Raw genomic sequence first — 25,400 nt, 5'->3', positions numbered from 1 at the left:
ACAAACATCATGGAACTCGGACTCATCGCCCTCGCCGCCGGCCTCGCCGTCGGGCTTGCCGCACTGGCCACCGGCTATGCCCAGGCACGCATCGGGGCCGCTGCGATGGGCGCGGTAGCTGAGAAGCCCGAACTGACCGGCCGCGCGATCCTGCTGGTGGCCATTCCGGAGACATTGGTCATCCTCGGTTTCGCGGTCTCCGCAATGATTATCTTGCTGCTCGGCGGCAAATGATGGCGCTGCGCGATCTGCTCACCGCACTGGAGGAAGAAGGAGCCGCCGAGCACGAGAAGGCTCAGCAGGACAGGCGCCGGCAAGCAGCTCAGCTTCTCGCCGAGGCGCACGAGCGAGGCGCGAAGATCCATGCCGACGTCGTGACAGCAGCCGAAGCCGCAGCCCGGCAGGAGGCGGAGACCCTGTTGGTCACCGCGCGGTTCAATGCCCGTCGGGCGGTCCGGACTGTTCGCGACGACGCCTTGGAAGAGGTCCTCAGCCAGGCACGCGAGCGACTGCTCGCCGTACCCGGCAGCCCGGAAGGCCCGGCGATGGCGGCCGCCAGTCTGGAGGAAGCTGTCGCGGCGCTGCCGCAGGCTACGACAGTTCACGTTCATCCGGCCGACGCTGTGACGCTGGGGCCCGAATCCACGGTCCAGATCGTCGCCGACCTCGAACACGGCGGCGCCATCGCCGAGGACGACCAAGGCCACTACATCGACAACACCTACCTCACCCGGCTGGCGAACATCTGGCCGGAGACCCGCGCCGAACTGAGCGGCTCCTGGAACCAGGACTCATGACGCCCCGCCCCGACTTCATCACCGGCAACACTCGCCTGCGGGCCCGGCTGCCCGCACTGCTCGGCCCCGTCGACTACGACCAGCTCGCCGGTGTCTCCGGCGGCGCGGTCGCCGAACGGCTCGCCGCCTCGTCGGCCTACCGCGCCTACCTGAACCGCGACCAAGGAGACGACCGGCAGTTGCTCGATTCGGTCGGGCGCCGACTGCGAGACCTGCTGCGCGGAGTGCGGGGACTGTACGGCGGCATTGCCGGTGCCGCGGTCGGGGTGCTCCTGGCCCGGCACGACCTGCAAGACGCACTTGCGCTGCTACGGGGCGCACGCACCGGGCAGCCCGCTGCCGTCCGGCTCGCTGCGGTGATGGGGGTCGGTGCGATCGATCACCGAGCCGCCGCCGACATCGCCGCAGCATCCGACGGCACAACAGCAGTCATCCGAATGGCCACCCATCGGCTCCCCGACACGCTCACCGCTCGAGCGCTCCCGGCGGCTTGGGAACGCTACGAGCTGACCGGCGATTCGGACGAGTTCGAGACCACCATCGCGGCAGCCGCGATCGACGGTTGGACCGACAGGCTGGAATGGATCGGTCGCGCCGCCCGCCCAGTCCTCGAGCTTATCCAGGCCGAATGCGACCGGGCCAACCTGCTTGCCGTCCTGCGCGACCCAGCACTCCAGACACCGCGTCTTCTGCCCACCGGGCTGGTCCCCGAGCCGGCGCTGCTGGCCGCGCGGCGCGGCGATCCGCAGCCCGCGATCGCCACCTACCCCAACTGGCGGCAGCCCCTCGAACGACACCTCCACAACAAGGACCTCCCTGCGCTCGAATGGGATCTGGACGTGCAGCTCTGGCGACAGGCGGTGCGCGGCCTGCGCCGCGGCGACCCCCTGGGCGCCACCGTGCCGGTCGGCTACGTCCTGGCCGCCGAATGCGAAGCGCGCACGATCCGGCTCCTGCTCGCCGGCACGGCCCAGGCTCACGACGTCCGAGACCTGCTCGTTCCATGAACACGACACCGCCCGGGAAGTACAAATCCATGACCGACGCACTGGTTGTCGCCACCCCTGCCACGGCCACGGGGTTTCGTCTCGGCGGCGCCCGAACCATCACCGCCGGCAACGCCGACCAGACCGTCGCCGCGGTCACCCAGGAGATCGCCGACGGCCAGGCCGCAGTCATCGCCGTCCACGGGGCACTCTGGTCGCTCGTTGCACCGTCGGTCCGCGCGACCTGGACCAAACAGACCTCCCCGCTCATCCTCACCCTGCCCGACGAGGACGGCGATGTCTCCGCGGCCAAGGACGCAGCGCTGCGTGACCTGCTGGCCCGGGCGATCGGCTACCAGATCACCTTCACCCCCAGCGGAGGCTCGGAATGACTACGACCAGACCACGCACCGAGCCGGTCGAGCCGAGGCGGCCCGGACAGGCCAGGCAGGTGACCACCGACAGCGGCAGGGTGGTCAGGATCTCCGGCCCGGTGGTCAGCGCCACCGACTTGCCCCATACGCGCTTGTTCGACGTGGTGCGGGTCGGCATCGAACAGCTCCTGGGCGAGGTCATCAAGCTCGACGGCGACCTGGTGGTGATGCAGGTCTTCGAAGACACCACCGGCCTGCAGGTCGGCGATCCGGTCGTGGCGACCGGTGAACCGCTGTACGCCGAACTCGGCCCCGGACTGCTCGGCGGCATCCTCGACGGAACCCAGCGTCCGCTGACCAACTTGAGCACGGACGGCAACCTCTACATCGCCAGAGGCGCGGACCCGCCGCGGCTGGACCGCGACCAGCGTTGGGACTTCCGGCCCGTCGTCGAGGTCGGGGATCGGGTCGGACCCGGCGATCTGCTGGGATCGGTTCCGGAGGGACGCGCCGTCGAGCATCGGATTCTCGTGCCGACAGGCATCACTGGGGTCGTCACCGCGGTCCACCCCGGACCGGCCACTGTCGTTGATCCTGTCGTCGACATCGATGGGCATCCGGTGGCGATGATGCGTCGATGGCCGTTGCGCCTGGCTCGCCCGGTCGCGAACCGGCTACCGCTGACCGTGCCGCTGATCACCGGCCAGCGGGTCCTCGACCTGCTGTTTCCGGTCGCCCGGGGCGGAAGCGCGATCATTCCTGGTGGATTCGGGACCGGTAAGACCGTGCTGGAACAGGCCCTGGCCAAGTTCTCGAACGCAGACGTCGTCGTCTACGTCGGTTGCGGCGAACGCGGCAACGAACTGACCGAGGTGCTCGAAGAGTTCCCCGGAGTGACCGATCCGCGCACCGGTGCCCCGCTGATGGAGCGGACCGTGCTGATCGCGAACACGTCCAACATGCCGGTCGCGGCCCGGGAAGCCAGCATCTACAGCGGGATCACGATCGCGGAGTACTACCGGGACCAGGGCTACGACGTCGCCATGATGGCCGACTCGACCAGCCGCTGGGGGGAGGCGCTGCGTGAGGTGTCGAGCCGGCTGGAGGAGATGCCCGCCGAGGACGGCTACCCCGCCTACCTGGCCACGCGCCTGGCCGGCTTCTACGAACGCGCCGGCGCGGTCCAATGCCTCGGCACGCCGGAACGTACCGGGTCGGTGACGATCGTCGGCGCCGTTTCACCGGCCGGCGGTGACTTCTCCGAGCCCATCACCCAGAACAGCCTGCGGCTCGCGGGCTGCTTCTGGGCGCTCGACACCGCACTGTCCCGGCAACGTCATTTCCCTGCGGTGAACTGGCTACGCAGCTTCTCGCAGTACGGCCTCGACGCATGGTTCGACCGGGAGATCGGCCCGGACTGGTCGCCGCTACGCCGGTGGGCGGCGGCAGCCCTGCAAGACGAAGGGGCCTTGCAGGAAGTGGTGTCCCTGCTCGGCGTCGAAGCGCTGGCCGCCGAGCAACGCATCACCCTGCGCATCGGGCAAGCCCTGCGAGAAGACCTGCTTCAACAGTCCTCGTTCGACGACCTCGACGCGTCCTGTCCACCACAACGGCTGCTGGCGATGCTGCGCGTTGTTCACGAGGCCGGCGCCGCAATGAGGTCAGCGCTCCAGCAGGGCGTCGCCATTACCGACATCACGGCAGCGAGTGTGCTGGCCGAACTCGGCCGGATGCGCCGCTGGCCACCCGACGACATCGACGACTCCGCCATTCACCTGACCCGGCGGATCGCCGAAGAAATGAGCTCGCTGTGACCACCACCGGCGCCCGTGTCCCTTTCACCGTCGGGCACCGTACCGTGACCCGGGTTGCCGGGCCACTCATCATTGTGGACGGGATGGACGGCGTCGGGTACGGCGAACTGGTCGAGATCGAAACCGGCGACGGCCCGGTCCGGGAAGGCCAGGTCCTCGAGCTCGACCGGTCGCTGGCCGTCGTCCAGGTCTTCGGCGGAACCGCCGGCATCGGTCGCCGGGAAACCTCCGTCCTCACCCGTGGGCGCGCCGCCAGGACCGGCGTAGGCACCGACTACTTCGGCCGCGTCCTCGACGGAGCCGGCAGGCCACGTGACAACGGCCCGCAACCCGTCCCGGACGACTACCGCCACGTCAACGGACTGCCGCTCAACCCGATCACCCGCGCACACCCCGACCAGTTCATCGAGACCGGCGTCTCGGCGATCGACGGACTCACCACGCTCGTCCGAGGACAGAAATTGCCGATCTTCTCCGGCGCTGGGCTTCCTGCGAACAGCCTGGCCGCCCGGATCGCCGCGCAGGCACGCGTGCCCGGCGACGATGGCGAGGTCGTGGTCATCTTCGCCGCAATGGGCGTCACTCGCCGGGAGGCGGAGTTCTTCCGCACGGAGTTCCTGACCGGTGGGGCTGCCGCGCGCAGCGTGCTCCTGCTCAACCTGGCCGACGATCCCACGATCGAACGGCTGCTGACCCCGAGGGTCGCGCTCACCATGGCCGAATACCTGGCGTTCGAACAGCACCGGCACGTCCTGGTCGTGATGACCGACATGACGGCGTACTGCGAAGCGCTGCGCGAGATCTCCGCCGCGCGGGAGGAGATGCCGGGCCGCCGGGGGTACCCGGGGTACATGTACACCGACCTGGCCTCGCTGTACGAACGGGCCGGACGGGTCCGCGGGGGCGCCGGATCACTGACCCAACTGATGATTCTCACCATGCCCGACGACGACATCACGCATCCGATCCCGGACCTCACCGGCTACATCACCGAAGGCCAGATCGTGTTGTCGCGTGAACTCGACCGGCAAGGCATCCAGCCACCGATCGACGTACTGCCGTCACTGTCGCGCCTGATGAACGCAGGCATCGGCGTCGGCAAGACCCGAGACGATCACCGCGGCCTCGCCGACCAGCTGTACGCCTGCTACGCCCGCGGCCGTGAGGTCCGACGGCTGATGTCGATCGTCGGCGAGAGCGGACTACCCACAGAGGACCGGTGCTATCTGGCCTTCGCCGCCGCCTTCGAACGCACCTATCTCGGCCAAGGACCAGCCCGCCGTACTCTGACCGAGACCCTCGATGTGGGCTGGCAACTCCTGGCACCCTTCCCGGCAGCCGAGCTCAAACGCGTCAGCGCTGAACAACTTGCGCATTACCACCACGAGGCGTCCGTGACAGCGACCGATGCTTGAAGCATGTTCCCCCACTCGTCTGGGCCCTGACGATCCTCAGGATCCCAAGGGGGTCGAAGAGCTACCCTGGCGCCAACGACTGACAGCCAGCACGGTCCGCGGCGGAGGAGCTCTAGCGGTGGGCCTCACCAGCAGTCACCACGAACTCAATGCAGCGGCTGTGTCGAAGACTGGAGCTAGTTGGTGCGCCGGCCCCGGGAATTCGCACACCAGCGACCGACACCCGAGCGTCCAGCAACCGCAGCAGATCAGCACACAGTCATCAGAAACGACGTGTCCTCGCAACTCCTCAACTCGAAGTGTTGCGAGGACCGCGCTACACGGGACCCGCTTCGATACGAAGCGGTCAGGCGGTGAGGCGCAGCCCGGTAGAGGTCGAGAAGAGGTGCAGCTTGTCGGGCTGCGCAGCTAGGTGCACGATGGCGCCGTTCTCGCTGTGCAGCCGGGTGCCGATCCGCGCGATGATGTGCTGGCTCAGGGTGGAGTGCTCCGCGGTGCCGTAGAGGAACGCGTCCGAGCCGAGTTCCTCGATCACCCCGACCCTGACGGGCAGCCCTTCGTCCGCGAGCTGGAAGGCCTCCGGTCGGATCCCCAGTATCAGCGTCTGGTCGTCTCCGGTCTTGGCCAGCAGGCGGCGCTCGATCGGGACGATGTAGTCGCCGATCTTCGCGCCGCCGTCGGTGATTTGGGCCTCGATGAGGTTCATCGCCGGCGATCCCATGAAGCCCGCGACGAACACGTTCTTGGGCCGGTCGTAGAGTTTCAGTGGGGTGTCGACCTGCTGCAACACGCCATCGCGAAGGACGGCGACGCGGTCGCCCATCGTCATGGCCTCGATCTGGTCGTGGGTGACGTAGACGGTGGTGACGTCCAGCCGATGCTGCAATTCGGCGATCTGGGTGCGGGTCTGGACGCGCAGCTTGGCGTCGAGGTTGGACAGCGGCTCGTCCATCAGGAAGACCTGCGGGTTCCGGACGATCGCGCGGCCCATCGCGACGCGCTGGCGCTGACCGCCGGACAGGGCCTTCGGCTTGCGGTCGAGGTATTCCTCGATACCGAGCAGCTTGGCCGCCTCGGTGACGCGCTTGACCCGCTCGTCCTTGGGCAGGCTCTGCATCTTGAGGGCGAAGCCCATGTTGTCCGCCACGGTCATATGCGGATAGAGCGCGTAGTTCTGGAACACCATCGCGATGTCCCGCTCCTTCGGCGGAAAGTTGGTGACATCGCGGTCGCCGATGTAGATCTTGCCCTCGTTGACCTCTTCAAGACCGGCGAGCATTCGCAGCGAGGTGGACTTGCCGCAACCCGACGGGCCGACGAGGACCACGAACTCGCCGTTGGCGATGTCGAGGTCCAGCCCGTCGACGGCGGGGATGTCGGAGCCCGGATACACCCGAGTGGCTCCCTTGAACGAGACGGTTGCCATGTCGCGCTTCCTTTACTGGCACCTGCGTACCTGGGGATCTGGCCGACCAAAACCTGAGCGACTGGGTCAGCCATCCCCATTGCCGCTGCTACGTGGCCGACTGGCCGCGTACGCGATCAGCGCTTCCAGGGCACAGGCCGGCCTTGATGCCCACGGCTCACGGCTGCCACGCCGGGTCTGCGCTCCCGGAATGAAGTCCGCCCCACCGGTTGTGTGCCGCCTCGGTCGTTCCCGGAGGCACGGTCGCGACTGGGCCGGGGAGAGCCGGTGCCGTCGCCGTCACCATTTGCGGTGGCTGCGATCGGTGTAAGGAGGCGGGTCCCGTGACTGATTGGGACTGCGCGATCTCGCCGCCCGTCGACCGATCCGACACGGCGTCGCCGTTCTTCGCGGCCGGTGCCGCATCGGGCACCGAGCCTGCAGTGGCGGGCTGGGGGCTCTCGGCCGGCGTCGATCGCTCTAGGAACCGGAGCAGTTCGACCGGGAAAGGTAGCACCAGCGTGGAGTTCTTCTCGGCGGCCACTTCGACGACGGTCTGCAGCAGCCGCAATTGCAGGGCGGCCGGGTGCTTGGTCATCACCTCGGCGGCCTGGCCCAGCTTCTCCGAGGCCTGGAGTTCGCCGTCCGCGGTGATGATGCGGGCCCGGCGTTCCCGTTCGGCCTCGGCCTGGCGCGACATCGACCGCTTCATCGTCTCTGGCAGGGCGACGTCCTTGATCTCGACCCTTTCGATGTGGACGCCCCAGTCCAAGGCCGGGCTGTCGATCATCAGCTCCATGCCCTGGTTGAGGCGTTCCCGGTTGGACAGCAGGTCGTCCAGGTCGCTCTTGCCGATGATCGAGCGCAGCGATGTCTGCGCGACCTGGCCGATGGCCGAGATGTAGTCCTCGACGTCGACGGCCGCGCGGACCGGGTCGATCACGTTGAAGTAGACCACCGCGTCGACGCGGACTGTGACGTTGTCGCGGGTGATGCCGTCCTGGGCTGGGACCGGCATCGTGATGATCTGCATGTTGACCTTCTGCAGCCGGTCGGCAATCGGTACCAGCAAGGCGAGGCCAGGCGGCCGGATCGCGGGACGCACCCGGCCGAACCGGAACACGACGCCGCGCTCGAACTGTTTGACCACGCGGACACACATCGCCGACCCGATCAGGCCGCCAACCACCGCTGTGAGTAGCAGGTAAAGGATGATCATTGCTTCTCCCTTTGAACGTTGCCTGCGGTCTCGTCAGGAACTGTGTCGTGCGGGGGCGTATTTGGTGGCGAGGCGGGCCAGTGCGAGGGCGGCGACGAGGAGACCGAAGTCGCGCAGGGCGACGTCGTAGAAGCCTGAGAGGGTCAGCAGGTTGATGATGATGCCCGCGAGCCAGGCTGCGACGAGCAGTGCGCCGTACCGGGGGATGAGAGCGACCGCGATGCCGGCGACGATCTCGATGACGCCGATGAGGTACATGGCGTCTTGTCCGGAGCCGGGGACGATGTCGTTGATCCAGGGGGCCAGGTAGCCGGGCCAGTCGGTGAGCAGGTTGGCGAACTTGTCCAGGCCGAACACGATCGGCGCCACGGTGAAGACGGTTCGCAGAACCAGGAAAGCCTGGTACGCCGGGTCCGACAGTGTCTCCCGGCTTGGCGTGCGGGCAGTGCGCCCCTCAGTACTCATAATCTGCTCCTTCTAGAGCGTCGATGTACTTCCATGCTTGTCTGACGGCCGCGGTCTGACACCGCCCCTGGTCGGCTGACTTGGCGCCTGTCTGGTTGCCGAAGATCGGCAACGCGCGGCCCGCCGGTACGTTGGTAGTGCCAACGGTGTCCCGGCGGTGCGTGTCAGGGACGGAACAGGATGTGTTGCCGCGTGGTTCGTGGTGTCGCCGCTGGGATCAGGGATGCGCGGCGTGGGTCAGTTCCGCGGCGAACCCCTGTCGCCATGAGCTGTAGTGCGGGGCCCAGTCGAGGGTGCGCCGGGCGAGGGCGTTGTCGGCGCCGCGCAGCTGGTTCATGAAGGCGACTCCCCAGGCGCCGGCGGTCAATCTGGCAAGGGCCACGGGTATGTGCTTCGGTGGGGGAGCCTCTAGCAGTTCGGCCAGGACAGGCAGCCATTCGCGGATCGGTGCGGGTTCGTCATCGACCACGTTCAGTGCGCCGCGCACCTGGCTGTGCAGAGCAGCGGCGATGGCCGAGGCGGCGTCGCCGACGTGGGTGAAGGAGAAGGTGCCGTCGCCGGAGCCGATGAGCGGTATCTTCCCGGCCTGTACCTGACGGACGAATGATCCGTGTCTGCCATAGATCGTGCCGTGGCCGTAGAGCTGTCCCAGGCGCAGTACAAGTCCATCTGCCTGCCTGGTCCGCTCTTCAAGCGACCTCAAGGCGGCGAAGACCGGGGCGAACTGTCTGGGTGGATCCCGCCATAACGGCGTGACTTCAGTGGCCGGGACCCACGTGTTCGGTTCGTAGATGCAGGCCAGGCCTTGGCTGATGATGCGTTTCACGCCGGCCTGTTCGGCGGCGTACAGCAGGTTGCGGGTGCCTTCGGTGCGAAGACGGTTGGTCTGCGCCAGGTCGCGGCTCATCCGGCGCGGATTGATCCTGGCCGGGATCGCGGTGAGCAGGTGAACGACCGCGTCGGGTGCAGCATCCTTGACGGCGCGGCTCAGCGCGCTGGAGTCCAGCGCATCGGCCTCGGCGACCACGGCTCCTAGCAGCTCGACCTCGACGGCGGCGCCGTACGAGCGAGCCAACCCGATCACCTCATGGCCTTGGGAGGTGAGCAGTGGCAGCAGCCGGCGACCGATGACTCCGGTTGCACCGGCCACGAACGCTCGCATGGCTCCTCCTGGAACGCGTTCCTGCCAGTGGTCGTCTACTTGGTGTTGTCATCGCCGCCGGACGTCGGGCGTGCCTTCGCTTGTCCAGCCAGGTACGTCGTTCTGGCTGACCGCGGGACCGACTCGTCCAGGTCTTTGGAGTCGGCCAGCTGCTGCAGCGTCCGCACGGCGATTGATTGTGCGTCGATTCCGAAGTGGCGGCGGAGTGCGGCGCGGGTGTCGGAGTGGCCGAATCCGTCGGTGCCCAGTGACGTCCAAGGCCTGCGGACGAACGGAGCAATCTGGTCGGGCACGGCACGCATCCAGTCCGAGACCGCGAGTCCGGGACCGGCGGTGTCGGCCAGCCGCCGCGTGACATAGGGAACGCGGGGAGGCTGGTCGGGGTGGGACTGGTTCCACTCCTCTGCGGCGAGGGCGTTACGGCGTAGTTGGGTCCAGGACGTCACCGACCACACGTCGGCCTGGACGCCCCAGTCGGTGTGCAGGAGGTGTTGCGCCTCCAGCGCCCAGGGCATCGCGATGCCGGAGGCAAGGATTTGTGCCTTCGGGCCGTCGCCATCGGGGGCGGGGGAGTAGCAATGCATCCCGGCGAGAATGCCGTCGATGTCGATCTGATCGGGTTCGGCCGGCTGCGGGACCGGTTCGTTGTAGAGGGTGAGGTAGTAGAAGACGTTCTGGTCTTCGCCTGGTCGCGGTTCGCCGTACATGCGCCGGAGTGCGTCGGCGGTGATGTGGCCCAGTTCGAAGGCGTAGGCCGCGTCGTACGCGATGCACGCGGGATTGGTGGATGCCAGTAGCAACGAATGGCCGTCCTGGTGCTGGAGGCCTTCACCGTTCAGGGTGGTTCGGCCTGCGGTGGCTCCGAGCAGGAATCCTCTGGTCATCTGGTCCGCGGCTGCCCAGAGTTGGTCGCCGGTGCGCTGGAACCCGAACATCGAGTAGAAGATGTACAGCGGGATCATCGGTTCACCGTGGGTGGCGTACGACGTACCCGCGGCCGTCCAGGACGCGGCGGAGCCGGCCTCGGTGATGCCCTCATGCAGAAGGACACCTCGGACGTCTTCCTGATAGCTCAGCATCTGCCCGCGATCGACCGAAAGGTAATGCTGTCCGTGCGGGGAGTAGATCTTCTTGGACGGAAAGAGGGAATCCAGGCCGAAGGTGCGGGCCTCGTCGGGGATGATCGGCACAAATCGGTGACCGATCTGAGGGTCTTTCATGAGGTCCTTGAGCAGCCGGACGAACGCCATCGTGGTGGCGACCTCTTGCCGGCCTGAGCCGCGCCGTGCGACTGCGTACGCGGCCTCGCCCGGCAGCGTGAGCGGTTTGCTGGTGACTCTGCGGGCGGGCAGGTACCCGCCGAGAGCGCGGCGACGCTCGTGCAGGTATTGCAGTTCCGGCGAGTCCTCCGGTGGCCGGTGGTACGGCGGTTTGACCGCGTCGAGCGCCGAGTCGGGGATATCGAGGAACAGCCGGTCGCGGAAACCCTTGAGATCGTCGAGGGTGAGTTTCTTCATCTGGTGGGTGGAGTTGCGGCCCTCGAAGTGGGAGCCCAGCGTCCATCCCTTGATGGTCTTGGCCAGGATCGCCGTGGGCTGCCCGGTGTGCTCGGTGGCTGCCCGATACGCGGCGTACAACTTGCGATAGTCGTGACCACCGCGTTTGAGGTTCCAGATCTCGTTGTCGGACAGATGCTCGACCATGGCCGCGGTGCGCGGGTCGCGACCGAAGAAGTGCTCGCGCACGAACGCGCCGGACTCCGCCTTGTAGGTCTGGAAGTCGCCGTCCGGTGTGGTGTTCATCAGGTTGAGCAGTGCGCCGTCGGTGTCGGCGGCCAGCAGCGGATCCCATTCGCGGCCCCAGATCACCTTGATGACGTTCCAGCCGGCGCCGCGGAAGTACGACTCGAGTTCCTGGATGATTTTGCCGTTGCCGCGGACGGGGCCATCGAGGCGCTGCAGGTTGCAGTTGACCACGAAGATCAGGTTGTCGAGTTCTTCACGGGCCGCCACTCCGATCGCGCCGAGAGACTCCGGTTCGTCCATCTCACCGTCGCCGAGGAATGCCCATACGCGCTGCTGGCTGGTGTCCTTGAGGCCACGGTTGTGCAGGTACCGGTTGAAGCGAGCCTGGTAGATCGCGTTGAGCGGTCCGAGGCCCATGGAGACCGTGGGGAACTCCCAGAAGTCCGGCATCAGCCGGGGATGAGGGTACGACGGTAACCCGCCACCCATATCGGCATGGGAGATCTCCTGCCGGAAGCCGTCGAGCTGGTCGCTGGTGAGTCGCCCTTCCAGGAATGCGCGGGCATAGATGCCGGGGGAGGCGTGTCCTTGGAAGTAGATCTGGTCGCCGCCGCCGGGGGCGTCGTGGCCGCGGAAGAAGTGGTTGAAGCCGACCTCGAACAGCGCCGCTGCGGAGGCGTAGGTGGAGATGTGCCCGCCGACGCCGATGCCGGGCCGCTGCGCGCGATGGACCATGACCGCGGCGTTCCAGCGGTTGTAGGCCCGGATCCGCCGCTCGATGTGCTCGTCGCCGGGAAAGGCCGGCTCGGCATCGGGAGCGATCGTATTGAGATAGTCGGTACTGCGCAGATTCGCGACACCGACGCGACGGTCGCGTGCTCGCTGCAGGATGCTGAGCAGCAGGTACCGCGCCCTGTTCTGCCCAGCGTGGTCGACGACCTGATCGATCGACTCCAGCCACTCCTGCGTCTCCGACGGGTCCAGGTCGAGCAGTTGGCTGTGCAAACCAAGGCTTTCTGGCAGACCTTGCGGTGTCGGTGTCATGACAGCTCCTTCAGATCCGCGAAACGCTGCGGTGCGGCGATCTGGAGGATCGGCTGCTGGGCAGGCCTTGGCTTGTCGGACTTGGTTCGGTGGGGGTGGACGACCGCGACCGGACAGGCGGCGTGGTGCAGCACGGCCTGGCTGACCGAGCCCAGCAGCATGCCGGTGAAGCCGCCGCGCCCGCGCGACCCGACCACGATCAGCTCGGCGCCGTCAGCCTCGTCGAGCAGCGCCTGGACCGGGTGGCTGTGGACGAGTTTGGTCTTCACGTCGATGCCGGGGATGAGTACCCGCTTGCTTTCCATCGCCTCCGCGAACAGTTGCCGGTCGACCTGCTCGACGATGTCCGCGGGGACACGCAGTGACGGGTGCTGACGGGTCGGCATCGCGGCATGTACGGCGGTGATTCCGACGCGGCGGCGTGCCGCCTCCTGGAAGGCGAAACGGATCGCCGCGGCCGAGACCTCCGACCCGTCGACGCCTATTACGACCCGGCCGGTCGGCGACGTAGGGAACGCCGTACCGTCTCGGTGCGGGTGAACGACGATCACCGGGCACGGGGCGTGCGCAGCCACGGTGGAGCTGACCGACCCCACCAGCAGGCCGTGGAAGCCGCCGAGGCCTCGACTGCCGACGACCACCAACTGCGCGTCTTGTGCCTGGCTCAGCAGCGTCGGTGCCGCGGCCGCAGCAAACAACTCGGCGGTGACCGTGATGTCGGGCGCAGCCTGGCGGGCCTGGTCCTTCGCCTCGGCGAGGATCCAACCGGCCGCAGCCCGGAGGCCGTCGTTCATATGTTCGGTCAGGTGCAGGCCGAAGGGGTCGCCGATCATCGGCCAGGTGAAGGTGTGAACGATGTGCAGCGGGCAGCTGCTGTACGCCGCCTCGGCGGCCGCCCAGGCGAGTGCGGCCTGCGCGGATACCGAGCCGTCGACACCCACCAGGACCGGCCGACGGCCGTGGTTCACTACAGCAGTTGTCTTGGTCATGTCGCCGCTCCGCTTCAGCTCTTGGTACCCCAGTGGTTTCGACTGTGCCGCTCGAGCGGTCAGGCAGGTAGGGCACCGATCGGCGAACCTGTGACCAGGCTTATGGCCGACGTCCGGCAACGATGCTCTACTGGGACATGGCCCGAGACCTGCGTAGATCCAGTGCGAGGGGAGTGGCATGAGCGAGTCCGGGGGGCTGCGGTGGCCCGGTTCCGCCGCGAACAGCGCGGATGAGGCATGGCTGACGGCGATCGCAGAAGCGGCCGCTGGAGACTCCCAGGCGCCGCTCGAGCTGTTGGTCGAATACCTCACGCTGCTCGCGGACGCGGCGATCTCCGGGCGACGCCCCCGTGAACATGAATTGGCGATCGTGCGTGAACTCGGGCGCCGCGCCGCCGAACAGGGCATCCCTGCCGGACGCGTCGTCGACCTCTACCTGTCCGCGGCCTGGCGGATGTGGCGGGACCTGCCCGACGTTGTGCCGTACCGCGACCGCGACACCGTCCGCGCATCTGCACAAGCAGTACTTCGCGCCGTGGGTGAAGTGAGCGCCGTCCTCGTCGACAGCTACCAGATCGCCACTCAGCACCTGATCCGGCAGGAGGAATCGCTGCGCCGCGAACTGATCGACGATCTGCTGCGCGGCGACCCTGACGTCGCCGGAATCGTGGAGCGCGCGGAACCATTCGGGCTCGACCTCGGCCGACCGCACCAGGTGGTCCTGGCCCGCCCCGCTGACACCCTCTCCGAGGGCGACACGAGCGTGAGCACGCTGGAAGCCTTCATTCTCGACCGTTTCGGGGACCGTGAGGTTCTCGTCGCCACCAAAGAAGGCCTTCTCGTGGTGTTGATCCCGGCGACCGCCTCCAGCACGGCACCCCGCACCACCACACAGGGAGTGGGGACCCTGATCCACGACGCGTTGATCCGGCACCGGTCGGGCCGCGAATGGCGCGTCACAACGGGCCGACCCTACCCCGGCTCGTACGGCATCGCCCGCTCCTACGAGGAGGCGCGGGAAGCGCTGACGCTGGCCGACCGGTTGCAGCTCGACGCCGCTGTCGTCGACGCAGAGGACATGCTCGTGTACCGGGTTCTGATCCGTGACCAGGCCGCCATCGTCGATCTCATCCAGGCTGTGCTCGGCCCGCTGACCCAGGCCCGCGGCGGCGCAGAGCCGTTGCTGCAGACTCTCGAGGCGTACTTCGCCACCGGTGAGGTCGCAACCGAGGCGGCCCGGCGGCTGAACATGTCAGTTCGCACCGTCACCTACCGGCTGGACAAGGTCAAGACCCTCACCGGACATGACCCGGGCGACCCGGCACAACGGTTCACGTTGCACATTGCCGTCCTCGGCGCACGACTCCTTGACTGGCCCGCCCGCGACCTTCCATCCGGCTCGGAGGCCCACGCCTAGCCGACCGCCCCTGATTCCCGAGGGGCCATCGTTGCCGGGCGTCGGCCAACAGCCGAGCCCCAGGTTCGCCGATCGTTGCCGTACCTGTCATCGCGACGTCGCGGCACAGTCGTAGCTGCACGAGCAGGGCCCGCCGCCGCAAGGAGGTTTGTCGTGGACCGATCAGTCGCCGCCCGCCTCGACACGTCCGACGCCACGGGACAGGTGAACACACCATGAAGGCCTACCGAGTCTTCTGGCTGTTGTTCTGCGGTGTGTTCGGCGCACTAGGTGCAGTCATGGCGTTCACGTGGTCACTCACGAACGTCATCATGCTGCTCATCCTCGCGGCACTCACGGGCGCAGTCGTGGCCATGGTCGCTTTGGCGGACCCCGACGGTCCCGGCCGCCCCCCGCGGGATCGACGACGGATCGTGGCTAGAAGCACAGCCCTCACCGCGGGTGTCACAGTCTGCTTCGTCGGCTTGGGCAACCTGGTGGGCGCTGCGAAAGCGGTGCTCCTCCTGCTCATCATCGTCGGCGGGTCCCCGTACGAGATTCGGCGCTGCCTTCGCTGGCTCACCGAACACGGTCACCTGACCAGCTCGTCACCTCAGCCCGCACCCCCGCCTCGCCTCGAGCTCTCGTTAGAGTCCGCGACGGCCGCCATCCTGGGGGCCGAGCCGGACGTGGCGTCCAAGCCGCGTATCGCCGTGGGCGCCCTCAGCGACGCAGCCCTCTGCGTGGCATGGCGGGCCAGCTTCTCCGCCCTGCAAAGAGCCAGTTCGCCGACGCAACGGTTACGGGTCGTCGACGACCGGCGGGCGTATCTCGACGAGATCGAGCGCCGCACCGCGCACGGCATGGCCGCGTGGCTGGCGTCGGGACCGAGAGCAGCCGGAGACCCCAGCAGGTTCGTGCTGGGAGACGGCGCGGTAGGTCGCGCCGCCATCGACTGGGACGACCTGCTCCACGACACGGACAACTGAACAACCACAACTTGATAGCAGCAGCTGGCGGATGCCAGGGAGAGCCGGGAACACGATGACCAAGCTGGAACACCTTTACGGCCACTTCGGGCAGAGCCCGTGGCTGGACAACCTCACCCGCACCTACCTGCGTGACGGCACCCTGGCGCGGATGGTCGCCGACGGGATCCGCGGCGTCACCGCGAACCCGACGATCTTCGCCCGGAGCATCATCGGCTCCCACGACTACGACGAACAGTTCTCGGAACTGATGGCCGCCGGCAAGTCGGTGGAGGAGGCTTACTGGGAACTGGTCATCTCTGACGCCGGTCAGGCGCTCGCCGTACTGCGACCGGTCTTCGACGGGGGTGACTGCATCGATGGTTTCGTGTCGGTGGAGGTGTCCCCCGCGCTGGCTCACGACGCGTCCGGCACGATCGCCGCCGCGCGCTGGCTACGCCGTCGTATCGCCCAGCCCAATCTGCTCGTGAAGATTCCCGCAACTGCGGAAGGCGTCACCGCCGTCGAAACATTGATCGGCGAGGGTGCCAGCATCAACGTGACGCTGTTGTTCTCCCTGTCCCGGTACGCCGAGATCATCGAGGCCTACCTGTCCGGGCTGGAGAAGTTCACCGCCAACGACGGCGATCCTTCGACTGTCAGCAGCGTCGCCTCGTTCTTCGTCAGTCGGGTCGACACCGAGGTGGACCGGCGGCTGGAGGAACTCGGCACGGACGAGGCCCTGGCTCTACGCGGCCAGGCCGCGGTCGCGCAGGCCAAGCTGGCGTACAGGTTGTTCACCGAACGGTTCTCTACCAAGCGCTGGCACCGCCTCGCGGTACTGGGCGCAGATGTCCAGCGTCCGCTGTGGGCTTCGACCTCCACCAAGAACCCCATGGACCGCGACACCCGCTATGTCGAGGAACTCATCGGCCCCGAAACGGTCACGACCTTGCCCGAAGCAACCATCGCGGCCTTCGAGGACCACGGCACGATGACGCGCACCGTCGACAACGGTGTGCCGCAGGCCACCGAACTGATGCAGCGGCTGACGGCCGTCGGAGTCGACATGACTGCCGTCGGTCACACCCTGGAGGACAACGGCATCGCCAGCTTCAACAAGGCCTACCAAGACGTACTGGCGAACCTCACAAACCTGGCTGCAGACCCGGCCGCAGGCGACCCGAGTCCCCTTGCCGGGAGCAAGGACTGAACCGGCTCCGTCGAGCGGCGAGTGAGGTCACTCACCGGAGTCACCGCCGCGGCTCGGCCTGTTGGAGTGATCCTGTTCGATGTTCTCTTCCAGGTTCTCCACGCGGCCCTCGTCGTCGCCGGCGTCCAGCAGGTTGTCCGCCGGCGCGCGGTTGGCGCGGTACTCAGCCAGTGCGACTTCCGGGTGGTGCCTGTCGAACGCAGGGCTTTCGGATCTGATCCGGGGCAGCTTCTCGAAGTTGTGCCGCGGCGGCGGCGAGCTGGTCGCCCACTCCAGCGAGCGGCCCCAGCCCCACGGGTCGTCCACTCCCACCAGAGGTGCCCGGCGGTAGGTCTTGTAGATGTTGTAGAGGAACGGCAGCGTCGAGGCGCCCAGGATAAAGGCGCCGACGCTGGAGACCTGGTTGAGGGTGGTGAAGCCCTCGTTGGCGCCGTACGACGCATAACGCCGCGGCATACCCTCGACACCGAGCCAGTGCTGCACCAGGAACGTGGTGTGGAAGCCGATGAACAACATCCAGAAGTGCAGCTTGCCGAGCCGCTCGTCGAGCATCCGCCCGGTGAACTTGGGCCACCAGAAGTAGAACCCGGCGAACATCGCGAAGACGACTGTCCCGAAGACGACGTAATGGAAGTGCGCGACCACGAAGTAGGTGTCGGTGACCTGGAAGTCCAAGGTCGGCGAGGCCAGGATGACGCCGGTCAGACCGCCGAAGAGGAAGGTCGTCATGAACCCGAGCGACCACAGCATCGGGGTTTCGAACGACACCGAGCCACCCCAGATCGTCCCGATCCAGTTGAAGAACTTCACCCCCGTCGGCACCGCGATCAGGAACGACATGAACGAGAAGAACGGCAAACTCACCGCACCGGTGACGAACATATGATGTGCCCACACCGTCAACGAGAGTGCGGCGATCGCCAGCGTCGCGCCGACAAGCCCCATGTAGCCGAAGACCGGCTTACGGCTGAACACCGGCAGGATCTCGGTCACGATGCCGAAGAACGGCAGCGCGATGATGTACACCTCTGGATGCCCGAAGAACCAGAACAGGTGCTGCCAAAGTATCGGCCCGCCGTTCGCGGCATCGAAGACATGGGCCCCGAGTATGCGGTCGGCCTCCAGCACCAGGAGCGCGGCGGCCAGGATCGGGAACGCGATCAGCACCATGATCGAGGTGATGAGAGTGTTCCAGGTGAAGATCGGCATCCGGAACATCGTCATCCCGGGTGCCCTGAGGGTGATGATCGTGGTGATGAAGTTGACCGCGCCCAGGATGGTCCCCAAGCCGGCCATCCACAGACCCATGATCCACAGGTCGCCGCCGACACCGGGTGAGCGCACTGCGTTCGACAGCGGGGCGTAGCCGGTCCAGCCGAAGCTCGCCGCGCCGCCCGGGGTGAAGAAGCCACTGAAGGCGATCAGGCCGCCGAACAGGAACAGCCAGTAGCTGAGCATGTTCAGCCGCGGGAACGCGACGTCGGGGGCGCCGATCTGGATCGGCATGATGACGTTGGCGAAGCCGACGAACAGCGGGGTCGCGAACAGCAGCAGCATGATCGTGCCGTGCATCGTGAAGAGCTGGTTGTAGACCTCTTCGTTCACGATCTGCAGGCCCGGCTTGGCCAGTTCGGCGCGGATGACCAGTGCCATCACGCCGCCGATCAGGAAGAACGCGAACGACGTGATCAGGTACATCTGCCCGATCAGCTTGTGATCGGTGGTTGTGAGGACACGCACCAGCGCATGCCCCAGTGGGCGGCGACCGTCTGCCCTTGTGACCGCGCTGGTCGCCGCCCGTTCCGCGACGCCGGTCATCGTCCTGCTCCGGCGCCGCGCGAGGTACCACGGGTCAGATTCACCACGAGCTCTCCATCAGGTCTCCATAGGCGCGCTTGTGCGGGTCGCCCTTCACCAGTTCGCCGGCGGATCGCTGGCTGGGAAGGAGTCGTAGCCCCAGATATCGACGATGTCTCGAGGCTGTGGTCCGGGATGCGCCGAACGATGCGGAACTGTCGGCGACGGCTGTGCTGGGGCGGGTCGCATGCCGCGACGCCGCCATGGCGGATGTTCGCCGTGTAGACCGCTCGCCTCCTGTGCGAACTGGCAGAACATGCACAGGCCGGCCATCGGGAGCGCCATTAAACGGTCGACGGCAATCGCGCCGCCGCACTCCCGGCACAGCCCGTAAGAGCCCTCATCAATGCGGTGCAAAGCGGCATCGATGTCGGCTAGGGCCGTCTCCGCAGCTGCCATCAACGCGGACGCCACCTCGTCGATCGCATCATCGGATCCGGCCCACAGGTCGGCCGTGAGCTCGTCGAGCTGCTCGACCCGAAACCGCCGGTGTTGCTCAAGATCCGCCCGGAAGGCGTCGACGTCCAAGTCCCCGCGACGGTGGTGTTCGCCAGGCGGGACCACAGATCTGGACTCGATCACAGGACCTCCTTGCATCGCGACAGGGTCAGCCGGTTGGTCGGTTCACGGCTGACAGCTCACAATGCCGCCGTACCCCTGCGGCGGATATGCCCGAGTCCGGTCAAACACGACCATGCTTCGCTGCCGAAGACCGGCAACCGAGTCACGAACCCGATCGACTCAGCACGCCCGTCAAGGTCCGATCAGACCGCTCGGATGCCTCGCAACGTCGTTCCCGGCGTACGTCTGCCTGAGTCGGCACGCGCACGATCTTCCTTGCGAGCCGCCTTCATTGCCGGGCGTCGGCGATCTTCGGGCGATCTGTTCGCCGGTCGTTGCCCTAGGGGTCACTCCTGTTTCAGAACAGACTTGTAGCTACGAGCCTCGTAGGTTGGAGGAGAAGGATGAGGGTGCACCGGGTTGCCTGGCTGAGCTTCTGCGCTGTCGTCGGGGTGACCGGCGCGATGGCCGCGCTCACATGGGATCTGCCGACGCTGATCCTGTTGTTCGTCCTCGCTGCGTTGACCGGCGCTGCCGCGACCATGGTCGCCCTTACACCAGTAGACGACGCCCAGGTCAAGCGACAGCAGTGGCCTTTGATTGTCACGAATACGGCTGTCTCCGGGGCGGGCACCGTAGCGTTCGTCGGACTCGGGTCGCTCCTGGGCGCACCGATGGCGGTGCTTGTGCTGGCGCTGGCCGTCGTTGGATCGCCGTACGTCGCGCGCCGTTGGATCGGCTGGCTCGGAGTGCACGAACAACTGCCTGAGCGCCGGGACCCGGACGAGCACATGTCGAGCGCTGCGCCCGCCGGCACCATGCGGGAAGCCGAGTTGACCATCTCCGCGGAAACCGAGGCTGCCGAGCTGAGTGATGATGCCTTGTGCTTGGCGTGGCGGGCCAGCTTCTCTGCTCTGGAGAAGGCCAAATCCCCGGCGGAGCGCTCACGCATCATTGAGACGCGTCGTGCCTTCCTCGACGAACTCGAGCGACGGAATCCACCCGGAGTCGCTGCATGGCTCGCCTCAGGCGCTCGCGCGGCGGGCGACCCCAGCAGGTTCGTCCTGGGTGATGGAGCCGCTGGCAGTACGACGATCGACTGGGACGCGCTGATCCAAGGCACGGACAAATGATCCTCGCCGCCGTGTGACCGAAGCGGTCCAGATCTGAGCGTTCTGCTCCGTCACTGCTCCGTGGGACACTGACAAACGACGGTCATCGGCGGGCGCCGATGAGCAGCGTTTTCCCAGGTCAGGGCCCATATTGGCAGGCTCTGGCCACCAGGGCCGGTGAGCACCACCGAGATCCTCGACGTCTTCGAAGGCACCCAACAGATCCAGCAACTGATCGTCGCCCCCCGCCTCCTCGGCAAGACCTCCGCCGAGCTCAAATAGCCTTGTTCGCAAGGGCTTCCGGCCCGCTCTGACTTCCTCTCGGAGCAGACCGGGAGCAGGTGGGTGTACATCTGCAACGTGAAACCCGGGTCGTAGTGGCCAAGGTGCCTTGTCGGCGTCGGCGGAGATTGGCCGCGCATCCTCATGGACATCGCCGAAGAAACTTCGAGGAGGCCCGCAGGAGCATCCAATTCTCCGAGAACAGAGTCGGTGGCGACGACCCAAGCGTCACCTTCGTGCGGAGGCGACTGCGCGAGGCGGCGTGACCTATAGGTCATCTGCGCCGGTAGCTCGGGCGGGTGCGGATGCCTGACGGTCGGATCGCCTGGATCGACCGTGGCGAACTCCGCGCGGCGCCCGACCGCGAACCGGCGCCGACCGGTCACCGGCAGGAGGCGAGTTGATGCCTGGCGCTCTGCGCCCCAAGAAGACCTCCGCCAGCGCCGGGCCGAATCCCCGGTCGATCTGGTCGAACCCGGTAACTGAAACCGGCCTCCAGGAACGGATGTCGGCGGCTCGAACTTTTCCTCCCCAGGGGCTGTCCAAGTGATCGCATCGACCGATGCGATCAGCGCGCATCATCAAGGGAGGACCATGAGGTTCAGCCTCGCGCGGACTGCCGGCGTGACCGCCGTCGTCGCCGCACTCGCCGCCGGGGGACTCAGCATCGCCCACGCTGGTCGGACCAGCACAGCCACACTCCCGCCCGCCACGCTCCCGCCCGCCAGGGCCGCCGCCGGCACACCGCCGCTCCAGCCCGGTCAGGTGACCTACCAGGAGGACGGCTGGGGCGTCTCCGGACCCGGCTACGAGTCCGGCTGTGGAGCCCAGGTGCCGCAGGGCTGGACGAAGGTCAAGGTCGCCGACTACCACGCGAAGTTCAGCGGCAGGAACGGCCTCTGGGTGCTGCGGATCAACTGCGTCCTCCCAGCAACGGAGACCAGGACGGACGTGGTCAACGCGAGGATCGCCGCACTGCGAGGGACGAAGGGCTTCCGCGTCCTGTCCGTCGTCGACGGCCTGACCCCGCGTTTGCACCCGAACGGTGAGCCCTACGACGTGCTGCAGACCAAGACGATGACCTACTCCTACACCGACGACACCGGGGGCACCCGGCTGGTGATCAGCCTCTGGACCACGGACTACGGCCGGCCCACCACGGCCACCGTGGAGATCACCGCGGCCGGCCGCGAGCAGGACCTGGTCGGCCTGCAGTCGGTCGTGGCCCGCGCGACGAAGACCTTCTACCGCGCCGGTTGAGCCCGCACGCACCGTCGAGCGGCGAGCACCGGCAGCAGGGCACTCGGTTGCTCACGCGGGCGCGGGCAGGTCGTCGAGAACGGTCCCCACCCGGTGTGCCAGGTCGAGTAGCTTCCTGTCGTCACTGTGTGCGCCGTCGATCTCGAGTCCGACGGGCAGGCCGTGTCGAGTGATGCCCATCGGAATGCTGATGGCCGGCAAACCCGCGCCGCTGGCGGGGACAGTGTTCTTCGCCAGAACCAGATGGCTGACCTCCTCGCCCGAGATCGTGAACGTCGCCTGCTGTTCGATCAGTGGTGCGGGACTGGGCGTGGTTGGGGAGAGCAACGCATCGATGCCGCCGCGAGTGAACATCTCGTCGAACCGGCGCTGAAGTTCTGGACGATCGACGGACAGCGCCGTCTCGTAGGTCTGCTGGGAGATGTAGCCCGGGCCGCTCGGGAGGACGAGTTCGCTCCACACGCCGTTGAGTTCCGGCTTCAGCCCGTCGTAGATGTCGTGAAACGAAACCGGGACGTCGTGCCGGCGCAGATACTCGGAGACGGCTTGCATCGTCTCGCGGAAGAAGAGGTTCCACGTCAATCGGTCTGCGAGTACGGAGAAGTCCTCGCCGAGGTCGATCTCGACCACCTCGGCGCCGGCGTCGCGCATGCGCTGGAGTGTGTTACGGAAGTGCGCCTCGGTCTCGGACTCGATCAACCCGAGGTACTGCTTGGGCGCATACGCGAATCTCGCCCCCTTTAGATCGGAACCGGCGGCCGGGGAGGCGGTCACGTCCTTGGTGACGATCTGGTCGATGAGCGCGCAGTCTTCGACGGTGCGCGCGAAGATGCCTGGGGTGTCGAGCGTGTGGGAGATCGGCGCCACGCCGCCGCCTGGCCAACGTCCGGTGGTCGGTTTGAAGCCCACGACGCCGACCAGCGACGCGGGCACCCGGATGGAACCCACCGTGTCGCCGCCGAACGCACCCGGCACGATCCGAGCTGCGACAGCTGTTCCGGAACCGCTGGAAGACCCGCCTGACATGTGGTCGGTGCCATAAGGGTTCTTGACCTGGCCATAGCGACTGTTGTCCCCGGTCAGTCCGAAGGACATCTCGACGAGGTTGTTCTTTCCGAACACGATGCCACCGGCATCTTTGATCGTCCCAACCACCTCGGCGTCCTCGGCCGGCGTGAAACCGTCCAGGACCTCTACCCCGAGCGTTGTGCGAAGACCGCGTGTCAGGTAGCTGTCCTTCACTCCCAGCGGGACGCCGAGCAGGGGAGCGCTCGAGCCCGCGGCGCGTGCCTTGTCGGCAGCTTCGGCCGCGGTCAGCACGGCGCACTCATCGATCGTGATGAAAGAGTTCAGATCTGCGTACTTGCGGGCCCGCTGCAGAAGGGCCGTGGCGTACGACTCGGCAGTGATCTCGCCGTTGCGGATCGCGGTGGCCGCTGCCGCGACGCCGAGCTCGACCAGCTCGTTGTCGTCTGCTGTCGATACGGCGTCACGGACGGACGTTTCGTCGTTCTTCATGGTTGCCTTTCTCAATGTCCGGGCCGCGCCCGGAGGTCGGGTCGACTACTGGTCGCTTGCCGCGGTGAAGGCGGGGGGCACCGGAACGTCGAGGATTCGCAGGAGGTTGGCGACCTTACGATCCAGTTCCAGTCCGACGGACGCGATGTCCGGGAGCCCGAAGCTGTCGAATCGGGTGCTGGGCTGGTCGATGGAGAACCGCGTGACGCCGTGCTGGTCCTGATGGATCGCCGTTCGCAGCGGGGCGTAGAGCATCACCGCCGGGTCGTGCCGGTACATGCGCTCGGCGATCGTGTGATTTCCCATCAGGTAGCCACTGCAGAAGCCCTGATCGCCCGCGAGTTGCATGAGCTCGCCGACATCGGTGCTCCAGAACCGCAGGAATCCGTGCGGGGCGTTCTCCGCGGCAGCGGCGAGCACGGTGTCCCAGCTTGCGCGCTCGGCGCGGATCTGTGCCATCCGCTCGAGGTCCAGTACCGGTACGGCGGCTTCGTAGCGAGCGCGGAAGTCCTCGAAGGACGAGCCGGTGTCGATCGACCACCGGACGGCCTCGTGGGGAACTGCGACGAAGTTCTGAGTGGACATCGCTTGTTCGTTCCTTTCTCGTTCTCGGATGGGAGGTGCGGCTCTGGGTCACGAGTGCAGTGCCAGGGCACTGCTCCCGAAGTACAGTGATCGCTGTACCTTCAATCTAGCAGGTCACTTCTGGGAAGTAAATCGATCGCTATACTTTGGGCATGGGAACGAGTGAAACGACGACCAGCGCACCCAAAGGCGGGCGTGGAGCGCGGGAGCGCATCCTGCGCGCAGCGGTCGAGTTGTTCGCACGCGACGGGATCCACGCCACCGGCATCGCGAAGCTGACCGACACCGCACATGTATCGACGCGGACCTTCTATCAACACTTCCCGAGCAAGGAGGCGCTGGTCAGCGCGTACTTGGAACGTCTCGAGTCCGACGGCGCACTACTCGCCGAGACCGTTCTGGAGCGCAGCGACCTCAGCGCGCGTGAGCGTCTCCTCGGGCTGTTCGCCGAGCTTCCGGCCGCCGCACCGCCGGCGACGGTGCGGGGTTGTCCGTTGCACAACGTCGCCGTCGAAGCAGCCGGGACGATGCCCGAGGCCACGGCATTGGTTGAGCGTCACAAGAGGGAGTTCGCCGAACGCGTGATCGAGACCACCGCCGAGGCCGGCGCCCACGAGCCGGAGGTCTTGGGCCGACAACTCGCCGTGCTGTTCGAGGGTGCCCGCGCCCTGGCGACCTCACTCAACGACACGCGACCGCTCCAAGACGCCCAAGACCTGGCCGAAACGCTGCTCGACCGGGCGACCGGTTGAATCGGCGCCCCTTCGACCAGACCGTCCGCATCGACGATCTGGACCTCTGCAAGAACAGCTCCGCGGCGGTCGACACCCGATCGGTCGACTTCAGTTGCCCGACGCCCGCGATCCGTTGGCGTCTTCAGGGCTTGGCAAAGCGGGTCTTGGCCTGGTTCGCGGTGTTTCCCACTTCGCGACAGGCCGGGTCTGCCCATCCAGATCCCGGAAGTACGCACGCGCCTCGAACTTCCGCGCCTGACCGGATACTTGTAGCGATTGCTACTGCTTCACCGTCGTTCCGAAGAGCCGCCAGGGCTCGCTGAGCGGGCGTGCAAGCGGGTGAGCGAAGCGGTCCAGATCGGCGCGTTCTGCTCCGTCACTGCTCCGTGGGACGCTGACAAACGTTGGTCATCGGCGGGTGCCGATGAGCAGCGTTTTCCCAGGTCAGGGCCCATATTGGCGGGCTCTGGCCACTAGGGCCGGTGAGCACCACCGAGAT

General features: G+C 66.9%; 23 protein-coding genes. 12 read left to right on the top strand and 11 right to left on the bottom strand.

From position 1 onward, the window contains the following. The first annotated feature begins 9 nt into the window (after positions 1-9). Genes EV137_RS35315 through EV137_RS35300 form a run of 4 tightly spaced genes read left to right on the top strand, consistent with a single transcriptional unit; the run spans position 10 to position 2,175 of the window. The gene (locus EV137_RS35315; protein WP_134013038.1) at positions 10-234 is read left to right on the top strand and encodes a V/A-type ATP synthase subunit; all 225 of its coding nucleotides are present in this window, start codon (positions 10-12) and stop codon (positions 232-234) included. Further along, entirely contained in the window at positions 231-797 is a 567-nt protein-coding gene (locus tag EV137_RS35310; protein WP_134013040.1) for a V-type ATP synthase subunit E, read from the top strand. Before EV137_RS35315 ends, EV137_RS35310 begins: the two co-directional genes overlap by 4 nt. Beyond that, the gene (locus EV137_RS35305; protein ID WP_134132457.1) at positions 794-1,804 is read left to right on the top strand and encodes a V0D/AC39 family V-type ATPase subunit; all 1,011 of its coding nucleotides are present in this window, start codon (positions 794-796) and stop codon (positions 1,802-1,804) included. Before EV137_RS35310 ends, EV137_RS35305 begins: the two co-directional genes overlap by 4 nt. Next, entirely contained in the window at positions 1,801-2,175 is a 375-nt protein-coding gene (locus EV137_RS35300) for a V-type ATP synthase subunit F (protein WP_166680105.1), read from the top strand. The genes EV137_RS35305 and EV137_RS35300 overlap by 4 nt, the downstream gene beginning before the upstream one ends. On the opposite strand, the gene EV137_RS41630 is transcribed toward EV137_RS35300, so the two are convergent. Then, the gene (locus EV137_RS41630) at positions 2,150-2,335 is read right to left on the bottom strand and encodes a hypothetical protein (protein ID WP_238175810.1); all 186 of its coding nucleotides are present in this window, start codon (positions 2,333-2,335) and stop codon (positions 2,150-2,152) included. The genes EV137_RS35300 and EV137_RS41630 overlap by 26 nt on opposite strands. On the opposite strand from EV137_RS41630, the gene EV137_RS35295 reads away from it, so the two are divergent. Continuing rightward, complete coding sequence (locus tag EV137_RS35295; protein ID WP_238175805.1) at positions 2,256-3,971, top strand: V-type ATP synthase subunit A; 1,716 nt, start codon at positions 2,256-2,258, stop codon at positions 3,969-3,971. The two genes, EV137_RS41630 and EV137_RS35295, sit on opposite strands and share 80 nt — an antisense overlap. Continuing rightward, positions 3,968-5,386 (top strand): V-type ATP synthase subunit B, encoded by a 1,419-nt coding sequence (locus EV137_RS35290; RefSeq protein ID WP_134132454.1) that lies wholly within the window; start codon positions 3,968-3,970, stop codon positions 5,384-5,386. The genes EV137_RS35295 and EV137_RS35290 overlap by 4 nt, the downstream gene beginning before the upstream one ends. 346 nt (positions 5,387-5,732) lie before the next feature. On the opposite strand, the gene EV137_RS35285 is transcribed toward EV137_RS35290, so the two are convergent. The 6 genes from EV137_RS35285 to EV137_RS35260 all read right to left on the bottom strand — a co-directional run bounded on the left by EV137_RS35285 (position 5,733) and on the right by EV137_RS35260 (position 13,415). Further along, positions 5,733-6,812, bottom strand: a complete 1,080-nt coding sequence (locus tag EV137_RS35285; protein ID WP_134132452.1) for an ABC transporter ATP-binding protein — start codon at positions 6,810-6,812, stop codon at positions 5,733-5,735. A 157-nt stretch (positions 6,813-6,969) separates the two neighbouring features. Beyond that, positions 6,970-8,010, bottom strand: a complete 1,041-nt coding sequence (locus EV137_RS35280) for a slipin family protein (protein WP_166680104.1) — start codon at positions 8,008-8,010, stop codon at positions 6,970-6,972. A 33-nt stretch (positions 8,011-8,043) separates the two neighbouring features. Next, positions 8,044-8,475 carry a DoxX family membrane protein gene (locus tag EV137_RS35275; RefSeq protein WP_130383205.1) on the bottom strand — a complete coding sequence of 144 codons (432 nt, stop codon included), beginning with the start codon at positions 8,473-8,475 and terminating at the stop codon, positions 8,044-8,046. Between the two features lie 217 nt (positions 8,476-8,692). Beyond that, on the bottom strand, positions 8,693-9,637 hold the full coding sequence (locus tag EV137_RS35270) for an NAD-dependent epimerase/dehydratase family protein (protein WP_134132451.1): 945 nt from the start codon (positions 9,635-9,637) through the stop codon (positions 8,693-8,695). A 35-nt stretch (positions 9,638-9,672) separates the two neighbouring features. After that, the gene (aceE, locus tag EV137_RS35265; protein WP_134132450.1) at positions 9,673-12,426 is read right to left on the bottom strand and encodes a pyruvate dehydrogenase (acetyl-transferring), homodimeric type; all 2,754 of its coding nucleotides are present in this window, start codon (positions 12,424-12,426) and stop codon (positions 9,673-9,675) included. Next, on the bottom strand, positions 12,423-13,415 hold the full coding sequence (locus tag EV137_RS35260) for a universal stress protein (RefSeq protein WP_166680103.1): 993 nt from the start codon (positions 13,413-13,415) through the stop codon (positions 12,423-12,425). The genes aceE and EV137_RS35260 overlap by 4 nt, the downstream gene beginning before the upstream one ends. A gap of 178 nt (positions 13,416-13,593) precedes the next feature. On the opposite strand from EV137_RS35260, the gene EV137_RS35255 reads away from it, so the two are divergent. The 3 genes from EV137_RS35255 (at position 13,594) to tal (ending at position 16,992) form a co-directional block, all read left to right on the top strand. Continuing rightward, entirely contained in the window at positions 13,594-14,832 is a 1,239-nt protein-coding gene (locus EV137_RS35255) for a PucR family transcriptional regulator (RefSeq protein ID WP_134132446.1), read from the top strand. Positions 14,833-15,047: 215 nt separating this feature from the next. Then, the gene (locus tag EV137_RS35250; RefSeq protein WP_134132445.1) at positions 15,048-15,800 is read left to right on the top strand and encodes a hypothetical protein; all 753 of its coding nucleotides are present in this window, start codon (positions 15,048-15,050) and stop codon (positions 15,798-15,800) included. Positions 15,801-15,855: 55 nt separating this feature from the next. Beyond that, complete coding sequence (tal, locus tag EV137_RS35245) at positions 15,856-16,992, top strand: transaldolase (protein WP_134132444.1); 1,137 nt, start codon at positions 15,856-15,858, stop codon at positions 16,990-16,992. Between the two features lie 27 nt (positions 16,993-17,019). Here tal and ctaD read toward each other — a convergent pair whose 3' ends face one another. Then, complete coding sequence (gene ctaD / locus EV137_RS35240) at positions 17,020-18,810, bottom strand: aa3-type cytochrome oxidase subunit I (protein WP_134132443.1); 1,791 nt, start codon at positions 18,808-18,810, stop codon at positions 17,020-17,022. 93 nt (positions 18,811-18,903) lie between these two features. Next, the gene (locus EV137_RS35235) at positions 18,904-19,377 is read right to left on the bottom strand and encodes a TraR/DksA family transcriptional regulator (protein WP_166680102.1); all 474 of its coding nucleotides are present in this window, start codon (positions 19,375-19,377) and stop codon (positions 18,904-18,906) included. 437 nt (positions 19,378-19,814) lie between these two features. Between EV137_RS35235 and EV137_RS35230 the strand changes: the two genes are divergently transcribed. After that, the gene (locus EV137_RS35230) at positions 19,815-20,543 is read left to right on the top strand and encodes a hypothetical protein (protein ID WP_134132441.1); all 729 of its coding nucleotides are present in this window, start codon (positions 19,815-19,817) and stop codon (positions 20,541-20,543) included. 855 nt (positions 20,544-21,398) lie between these two features. Further along, positions 21,399-22,064, top strand: coding sequence for a hypothetical protein (locus tag EV137_RS35225; RefSeq protein WP_134132439.1), 666 nt, complete (start codon positions 21,399-21,401; stop codon positions 22,062-22,064). A 51-nt stretch (positions 22,065-22,115) separates the two neighbouring features. Here EV137_RS35225 and EV137_RS35220 read toward each other — a convergent pair whose 3' ends face one another. Both EV137_RS35220 and EV137_RS35215 read right to left on the bottom strand, forming a co-directional pair. Next, entirely contained in the window at positions 22,116-23,582 is a 1,467-nt protein-coding gene (locus tag EV137_RS35220; protein ID WP_134132438.1) for an amidase family protein, read from the bottom strand. Positions 23,583-23,627: 45 nt separating this feature from the next. After that, positions 23,628-24,167, bottom strand: coding sequence for a DUF302 domain-containing protein (locus EV137_RS35215; RefSeq protein ID WP_134132436.1), 540 nt, complete (start codon positions 24,165-24,167; stop codon positions 23,628-23,630). Positions 24,168-24,319: 152 nt separating this feature from the next. Between EV137_RS35215 and EV137_RS35210 the strand changes: the two genes are divergently transcribed. Then, on the top strand, positions 24,320-24,919 hold the full coding sequence (locus EV137_RS35210) for a TetR/AcrR family transcriptional regulator (protein ID WP_134013072.1): 600 nt from the start codon (positions 24,320-24,322) through the stop codon (positions 24,917-24,919). The last annotated feature ends 481 nt before the right edge of the window (positions 24,920-25,400 follow it).

Origin of the sequence: Kribbella pratensis (genome assembly GCF_004366075.1) — a bacterium.
In the GTDB taxonomy this organism is placed as follows: domain Bacteria; phylum Actinomycetota; class Actinomycetes; order Propionibacteriales; family Kribbellaceae; genus Kribbella; species Kribbella pratensis.
The sequence above is the reverse complement of the archived record's forward strand: the minus strand, read 5'-3'. Positions and strand labels throughout refer to the sequence as shown.

Excerpts from the sequence above, each read along its gene's own strand:
- EV137_RS35315 (WP_134013038.1), top strand. The coding sequence starts at position 10 with ATGGAACTCGGACTCATCGCCCTCGCCGCCGGCCTCGCCGTCGGGCTT.
- EV137_RS35310 (WP_134013040.1), top strand. The coding sequence starts at position 231 with ATGATGGCGCTGCGCGATCTGCTCACCGCACTGGAGGAAGAAGGAGCC.
- EV137_RS35305 (WP_134132457.1), top strand. The coding sequence starts at position 794 with ATGACGCCCCGCCCCGACTTCATCACCGGCAACACTCGCCTGCGGGCC.
- EV137_RS35300 (WP_166680105.1), top strand. The coding sequence starts at position 1,801 with ATGAACACGACACCGCCCGGGAAGTACAAATCCATGACCGACGCACTG.
- EV137_RS41630 (WP_238175810.1), bottom strand. The coding sequence starts at position 2,335 with ATGCCGACCCGCACCACGTCGAACAAGCGCGTATGGGGCAAGTCGGTG.
- EV137_RS35285 (WP_134132452.1), bottom strand. The coding sequence starts at position 6,812 with ATGGCAACCGTCTCGTTCAAGGGAGCCACTCGGGTGTATCCGGGCTCC.
- EV137_RS35280 (WP_166680104.1), bottom strand. The coding sequence starts at position 8,010 with ATGATCATCCTTTACCTGCTACTCACAGCGGTGGTTGGCGGCCTGATC.
- EV137_RS35275 (WP_130383205.1), bottom strand. The coding sequence starts at position 8,475 with ATGAGTACTGAGGGGCGCACTGCCCGCACGCCAAGCCGGGAGACACTG.
- EV137_RS35270 (WP_134132451.1), bottom strand. The coding sequence starts at position 9,637 with ATGCGAGCGTTCGTGGCCGGTGCAACCGGAGTCATCGGTCGCCGGCTG.
- aceE (WP_134132450.1), bottom strand. The coding sequence starts at position 12,426 with ATGACACCGACACCGCAAGGTCTGCCAGAAAGCCTTGGTTTGCACAGC.
- EV137_RS35260 (WP_166680103.1), bottom strand. The coding sequence starts at position 13,415 with ATGACCAAGACAACTGCTGTAGTGAACCACGGCCGTCGGCCGGTCCTG.
- EV137_RS35255 (WP_134132446.1), top strand. The coding sequence starts at position 13,594 with ATGAGCGAGTCCGGGGGGCTGCGGTGGCCCGGTTCCGCCGCGAACAGC.
- EV137_RS35250 (WP_134132445.1), top strand. The coding sequence starts at position 15,048 with ATGAAGGCCTACCGAGTCTTCTGGCTGTTGTTCTGCGGTGTGTTCGGC.
- tal (WP_134132444.1), top strand. The coding sequence starts at position 15,856 with ATGACCAAGCTGGAACACCTTTACGGCCACTTCGGGCAGAGCCCGTGG.
- ctaD (WP_134132443.1), bottom strand. The coding sequence starts at position 18,810 with ATGACCGGCGTCGCGGAACGGGCGGCGACCAGCGCGGTCACAAGGGCA.
- EV137_RS35230 (WP_134132441.1), top strand. The coding sequence starts at position 19,815 with ATGAGGGTGCACCGGGTTGCCTGGCTGAGCTTCTGCGCTGTCGTCGGG.
- EV137_RS35225 (WP_134132439.1), top strand. The coding sequence starts at position 21,399 with ATGAGGTTCAGCCTCGCGCGGACTGCCGGCGTGACCGCCGTCGTCGCC.
- EV137_RS35220 (WP_134132438.1), bottom strand. The coding sequence starts at position 23,582 with ATGAAGAACGACGAAACGTCCGTCCGTGACGCCGTATCGACAGCAGAC.
- EV137_RS35215 (WP_134132436.1), bottom strand. The coding sequence starts at position 24,167 with ATGTCCACTCAGAACTTCGTCGCAGTTCCCCACGAGGCCGTCCGGTGG.
- EV137_RS35210 (WP_134013072.1), top strand. The coding sequence starts at position 24,320 with ATGGGAACGAGTGAAACGACGACCAGCGCACCCAAAGGCGGGCGTGGA.